Source organism: Solidesulfovibrio aerotolerans, assembly GCF_009856865.1.
Taxonomy (GTDB): Bacteria; Desulfobacterota; Desulfovibrionia; order Desulfovibrionales; family Desulfovibrionaceae; genus Solidesulfovibrio; species Solidesulfovibrio aerotolerans.
On the sequence record NZ_WVUD01000010.1, the window covers coordinates 116,618 to 123,242 of the forward strand.

Here is a 6,625-nt window from a genome sequence, read left to right on the forward strand (position 1 = left end):
GCTTTTTTCGCATTTGACAAGGATAGCCGCTGCGCTACAGTGCCCCCCGGCGCTTTCGCGCCCAAAAATCACCTACCTTCTTTTCGGAGCGATCATGGCAGACCATTCGCCGGACACCAAAGAAATGCCGGCCGAGGGCGAATTCGCCGCACTCATGGAGGCCTCTTTGGCCGAACGCGGCGGCGAAATCCACGTTGGAGACCGCATCACCGGACCCGTCATCGCAGTGACCGAGACCACCCTTGTGGTCGATACGGGCACCAAGCTCGACGGTGTTGCCGATAAAGCCGAGTTTCTCGACGAAACCGGACAGCTCACCGTGAGCGAAGGCGACGAGGTCACCCTCTATGTCGTCTCCGTGCGCGGGGACGAAGTGGCCCTGTCCAAGGCGCTGACCGGCCAGGGCGGCGCTGAGGCCCTGCGCGAGGCCTTCGAGAGCGGCATCCCGGTCGAGGGCAAGGTGACGGCCTCCCGCAAGGGCGGATTTGACGTGGAAATTGTCCACCGCCGGGCCTTTTGCCCGGTCAGCCAGATCGATCTGGCCTTTACCGACAACCCGGAAGCCCACGTGGGCCAGACATACCAATTCGCCATTATTACCTTCGAGCGCGACGGCAAAAACATTGTCGTGTCCCGACGCAAGCTGCTGGAGCAGGAACGCATCGAATCCGAACTGCGTTTCTTGGAGACCGTCAGCCCCGGCGACGTGGTCCCGGCCATCATCAGCCGTCTGGTGCCCTTTGGCGCCTTTGCCGAAGTGGCTCCCGGCCTTGAGGGCCTGATCCACCTGTCCGAGCTGTCCTGGTCCCGGGCCGAGAAGGCCGAGGACGCCGTGGCCGTCGGCGAGGCCGTGACGGTCAAAGTGCTGGCTTTTGACCGCGACAAGAAGGGCCGTCCCCGCATCTCGCTGTCCATAAAGCAGGCCGGGGCCGATCCCTGGGACAGCGTTGACGGACAGTTCACGGTTGGCGACAAGGTTGAGGGCAAGGTGGTCAGGCTGGCTGATTTCGGCGCTTTCGTCGAGATCGCCCCGGGCATCGAGGGGCTTATTCACGTCAGTGAAATGAGCCATGTGCGCCGCGTCGCCAAGCCTTCGGACGTGGTTTCCCCGGGCGATGTCGTCACCGTGTCGGTCAAGGACATCGACCTGTCCAAGCGCCGCATAGCGCTCTCCCTCAAGGAAGCCTCTGGCGACCCCTGGCTGGCCGTGGCCGAGACCTTCCCCCTCGGCTCGACTGTCTCTGGAGTGGTCGAAAACCGCCAGCAGTTCGGCATCTTTATCAATCTGGCCCCGGGCGTCACCGGGCTGTTGCCGGCTTCCAAACTGCGCGACGCCCTGGAGCCTGCAACGTATGAGAAGCTCAAAATCGGCGATACGGCCTCGGTGGTTGTCTCCGAGATCGATACCGACAAGCGCAAGATGACCCTCTCGCCCGTTGGCGGCCAGAAGGAACGGGAAACCGACGACTGGAAGCGCTTCGTGAAAAAGGAAAAGGCGGCTGCCCCGACCGGCGGCATGGGCCTTTTGGGCGAGATGCTCCAGGAAGCCTTGGCGAAAAAGAAAAAGTAGCTATTCCTCGTGCTTGGATACTCCAAGCACTGTTGCGGCGGCCCTCTCCCCGACCATTAGGCCGGGGTGCGGGCCGCTTGCGTTGTGATCGATTCTTTTGCAATGAAGGCCCATACAGTGCCGTCCCCGGGGCGGCCGACATCTTTTCTCAGGAGGTTTCATGGCTGCCGAGCCAAATAAGATCATTTATTCCATGATCCGCGTCAGCAAGTTCCACGATAAAAAGCCCATTATCAAGGACATCTCCCTGTCCTATTTCTATGGGGCCAAAATCGGCGTGCTGGGCCTGAACGGCTCGGGTAAATCCACGCTGCTCAAAATCCTGGCCGGCGTGGACAAGGATTTCCAGGGCGAAACCGTGCTGACCCCGGGGCATACCATCGGTTACCTGGAGCAGGACCCGCTGGTGGATGTCACCAAGACCGTACGCGAAGTGGTCGAGGAAGGTGTTGCCGAGACTGTGGCCCTGCTCAAGGAATTTGAAGATATCAACGCCCGCTTTGCCGAGCCCATGGACGACGACGCCATGAACGCGCTCATTGAGCGCCAGGGCGAGGTCCAGGAAAAGCTCGACGCCTACGATGCCTGGGATCTCGACAGCCGGCTGGATCAGGCCATGGACGCCCTGCGTTGCCCGCCGGCCGAGACGCCGTGCAACGTCCTGTCCGGCGGTGAGCGCCGCCGGGTGGCCCTGTGCCGCCTGTTTTTGCAAAAGCCCGACATCATGCTGCTCGACGAACCCACCAACCACCTCGACGCCGAGTCCGTGGCCTGGATGGAACATTTTCTCCACGCCTACCCGGGCACGGTCATCGCCGTCACCCACGACCGCTACTTTTTGGACAACGTGGCCGGCTGGATTCTCGAACTCGACCGGGGCCGGGGCATCCCCTGGAAGGGCAACTACACCTCCTGGCTGGAACAGAAGCAGGAACGCCTGCGCCAGGAAGAGAAATCCGAGAGCGAACGCTCCAAGACTCTGGCCCGGGAACTGGAGTGGGTGCGCATGTCGCCCCATGGCCGCCACGCCAAGTCCAAGGCCCGCATCGCCGCCTACGAATCGCTGGCTTCCCAGGAAGGCGAGCGCATGGCCAAGGATCTGGAAATCTACATCCCGCCCGGACCGCGCCTGGGCAAAAACGTCATCGAGGCCGAGGGCGTGGCCAAGGGCTTTGACGACCGACTGCTGTTTGAGAATTTGACCTTTACCGTGCCGCGCGGGGCCATCGTCGGCATCATCGGCCCCAACGGTGCCGGTAAGACCACCATGTTCCGGCTCATCACCGGCCTGGAAACGCCCGATGTCGGCACATTTGCCCTGGGCGAGTCGGTCCAGTTGGCCCACGTCGATCAGAGCCGCGAGGCCCTGGACCCGGAAAAGACCGTGTTCGAAGTGGTGGGCGAAGGCTATGACACCATTCGTCTGGGCACCAAGGACGTCAATGCCCGGGCCTATGTCGCCCGGTTTAACTTCACTGGCCAGGACCAGCAGAAAAAAGTCAAGGTGCTCTCCGGCGGCGAGAAAAACCGCCTGCATCTGGCGCTAATCCTCAAAAGCGGGGCCAACGTGCTGCTGCTCGACGAACCGACCAACGACCTGGACGTCAATACCCTGCGCGCCCTGGAAGAGGCGCTTCTCGCCTTTGCCGGCTCGGCCCTGGTCATCAGCCACGACCGCTGGTTTCTCGACCGCGTGGCCACGCACATCCTGGCCTTTGAGGGCGAGAGCCAGGCTGTGTTTTTCGACGGGAACTTCTCCGACTACGAGGCCGACCGCAAGGCCCGTCTGGGCGCAGCGGCGGAAATCCCGCACCGCATCAAATACCGCCAGTTCAGCCGGGCCTAAGCGCCTTGCTGCGCTCGCGGCCAAGGGCCGTCCGCCTCTTTTGAGGTGGACGGCCTTTTTTTCGCCGGATGGTGCGGTCTTGGCCCGCGCGGTAGTCGCATGTCGCCAACGCCGGGCACAAAACGCCAAAGGCCGTCAGCGTGACGGCCTTTGGCGCAAAAAAACTCCCGATGCCTCCTGTGCGAGACAAAGGAGAATGCGAGACGCTGATTCAGCGGTTTTTGACCCGCTGCACCGCCACCATGGATTCGAGATTGAACTTTTTGACGCGATAGCCCATCTGCCGGGGCGTTATCCCCAGTTCCCGGGCAGCCTTGTGCTGGATGCCGCCGTGGCGGCGCAAGGCGTCGATGACCACGGATTTTTCCAGGCTTTTAAGCGATGGCGCGCCCTCGCCGTCGTCGCCCCGGTCGGATTCGTAGGCATCCTCCCGGCTGGGGATGGTGAGATAGGGCCGGATGAGATCCGCATCGATGCGCTCGTTTTCCGCCAGAATCACCAGCCGTTCGACCAGGTTTTCCATTTCGCGCACATTGCCCGGCCAGTCGTATTCCTTGAGCACGGCCAGGGCCTCGGTGGAAAACGTCAACTTGCGGCCGTATTCCTTGGAAACCTTGGCGAGAAAATGGATGATGAGGCTTTGGATGTCTTCCTTGCGGTCCCGCAACGGCGGAGCCTGCACCGGAAAGACATTGAGACGGTAATAGAGATCCGCCCGAAAAGCCCCGGTCTCGGCCAGGGTGGCCAGATCCTTGTTGGTGGCGGCCAGGATGCGCACGTCCACCTGCCGGGTCTTGTTGCTGCCCAGACGTTCGAATTCCTTGTCCTGGAGCACGCGCAGGAGTTTGGCCTGCAGGCCCAGGGGCAGTTCGCCGATCTCGTCCAGGAAAATGGTGCCCTTGTTGGCTTCCTCGAAGCGGCCCGGCTTTGTCTGGTCCGCCCCGGTAAAGGCCCCCTTTTCGTAGCCGAACAGCTCGGATTCCAGCAGATTTTCCGGGATCGAGGCGCAGTTGACCTTGATAAACGGATAGTCCTTGCGCTCGGACAGGTCATGGATGATGCGGCCAATGAGCGTCTTGCCGGTGCCGGACTCGCCAAGCAGCAGCACCGTTGCCCGGGTCGGGGCGACCTTTTCGATCTGGCGCTGCACGTCCTGCATGGCCAGACTCTTGCCGACAATATACAACCCGCGCGATTCCTGGGAGAGCTTGTATTTGAGCGAGACGTTTTCGCGTTTTAAGACTTCGACCTTTGCCTCGTACTTCTGGTTCAAGCTCATAAACTGGGCAATGAGCGTGGCCACCACCGTTAAAAAGGCCTCGTCTTCCTCGAAATCGACCTCGTCGCCAAACAGCCGGTCCACATTGAGCACGCCAAGGGGCTGGCCGTGGAGGATGATGGGCACGCCGATAAACGAAATGCGGTCGCGTTCGATCTTTCGCGATTGCGTCTTGTCCAGAAACAGCGGTTCGTTGCGGATATCCGGCACCACGTAGGGCTTGGCGGTCTGAAAGATGAGGCCAGTGACGCCTTCGTTTAAGCCGTAAACGCCACGCCGCTTCTCCTCAGGGCTCAACCCCTGGGAAGCGCTGATGACCAGTTTGCCCGTGGTGCGCTCAACCAAAGTGATGGTGGCCCGTTTCATGGACAAGGTTTCCGCCAGGATACGCAAAATATCTTGCAAGGATTGCTCTAAATCGAGCGCCTTGTCGATAATGCCGCTAATGGCCTGGAGACAGGAGAGCTGGAGATTTAACGTCTTTGAAGCCATCGGGAGAGTTCCGCCATCTGGTTGGTCACGGATTCAGGACCGGCCCCGCCGGGTCCATTGCGTCTGGCCACGGCGGTTTCATACCGCAGCGCCTCGAAAACATCTTGCTCTATGGCCGGAGAAAATACACGCAATTGTTCCAGGGTCAATCGCTCCAGCGCCAAGCCCAGAGACTCGGCCTCGGCCACGGCCCGGCCGGTGATGTGGTGGGCCTCCCGAAACGGCACGCCCTTGGCCGCCAGATAATCGGCCAGCTCCGTGGCGTTTAAAAAGCCCTGGGTCAGCGCCTCGCGCATCCGTTCGGGCCGAAAAACGAGTTGGGACAGCATGCCGGCCATGACCCGCAGCGAAGCCCGCACCGTGTCGTCGGCGTCGAAAAACGGTTCCTTGTCTTCCTGGAGATCACGGTTGTAGGTGAGCGGCAAGCCTTTGATCACAGTCAAAAGACTTATAAGCGAGCCGTACACCCGCCCTACCCGGCCACGCATGAGTTCGGCGGCGTCAGGATTTTTTTTCTGGGGCATGATGCTCGACCCGGTGGCGTAGGCGTCGGGCAGGGAAACGTAGCCAAAGCGCGGATTGGCCCACATGATGATCTCTTCGCAAAAACGGCTCAAATGGGCCATGGTCACCGAGGCGCAGAAAAGGGCCTCCAGGGCGAAATCGCGGTCCGACACGGCGTCCATGCTGTTGCCAAAGGCCTGGGGAAAACCCACCGAACGCGCCACCATGGCCGGGTCCAGCGGATAGGTGGTGCCGGCCAGGGCCGCCGCGCCAAGGGGCGAGACCCGCACCCGTTTAAGCGCATCTTCGGCCCGCTCGCAGTCGCGTTTAAACATCCAGGCATAGGCCAGCAGATGATGGGCCAGGGAAACCGGCTGGGCCGGTTGGAGATGGGTGCAGCCCGGCAGCAAGGTGTCCTGATGCTCGGCGGCCCGGTCGATAAAGACACCGGCCAACTCGCGCAACAGCCGCGTCCAGACCTCCAGGCTCTCGGCCACGTACAGCCGAAAGTCCAGACAGACCTGATCGTTGCGGCTGCGGCCGGTGTGCAGCTTGCCGCCCAGCGGTCCGATTAATTCGGTGAGCCGCTGCTCTACGTTCATATGGACGTCTTCCAGCTCCACCCGCCAGGGGAAAACCCCGGCCTCGATCTCATCAAGCACCAGATCCAGACCGGCCACGATGCGCTCGGCTTCCTCGCCGGAAAGCACGCCGCGCTTGGCCAGCATCCTGGCATGAGCCTTGGAGCCGGCAATATCCTGCTTGTACATGCGCCGGTCATAGGACACGGATTCGCTGTAGGCCTCCATCAAGGCCCCAGTCCCCTCACCAAACCGCCCGCCCCACATTTTCGTGGACATCGTGATGTTCCCTCCGGGGGGTGAGAGAGGAGGAACCGGGGGAGGGAACCCTTTTTTGCAAAAAAGGGTTCCCT

4 protein-coding genes are annotated in these 6,625 nt (G+C 61.5%); 2 read left to right on the plus strand and 2 right to left on the minus strand.

Annotation, left to right across the window (positions count from 1 at the left end; genetic code table 11):
• Positions 1-94 precede the first annotated feature (94 nt).
• Both GTA51_RS08145 and ettA read left to right on the plus strand, forming a co-directional pair.
• Positions 95-1,570: a 30S ribosomal protein S1 gene (locus GTA51_RS08145; RefSeq protein WP_160960164.1), complete on the plus strand. Its 1,476-nt coding sequence runs from the start codon at positions 95-97 to the stop codon at positions 1,568-1,570.
• 160 nt (positions 1,571-1,730) lie between these two features.
• Positions 1,731-3,416: an energy-dependent translational throttle protein EttA gene (gene ettA / locus GTA51_RS08150; RefSeq protein WP_160960165.1), complete on the plus strand. Its 1,686-nt coding sequence runs from the start codon at positions 1,731-1,733 to the stop codon at positions 3,414-3,416.
• A 211-nt stretch (positions 3,417-3,627) separates the two neighbouring features.
• Here the strand turns inward: ettA and GTA51_RS08155 are convergent, their stop codons facing one another.
• Together GTA51_RS08155 and argH are read right to left on the minus strand one after the other, a co-directional pair.
• Entirely contained in the window at positions 3,628-5,187 is a 1,560-nt protein-coding gene (locus GTA51_RS08155) for a sigma 54-interacting transcriptional regulator (protein ID WP_160960167.1), read from the minus strand.
• Positions 5,169-6,551, minus strand: a complete 1,383-nt coding sequence (gene argH, locus GTA51_RS08160; protein ID WP_160960168.1) for an argininosuccinate lyase — start codon at positions 6,549-6,551, stop codon at positions 5,169-5,171. Before argH ends, GTA51_RS08155 begins: the two co-directional genes overlap by 19 nt.
• Positions 6,552-6,625 lie beyond the last annotated feature (74 nt).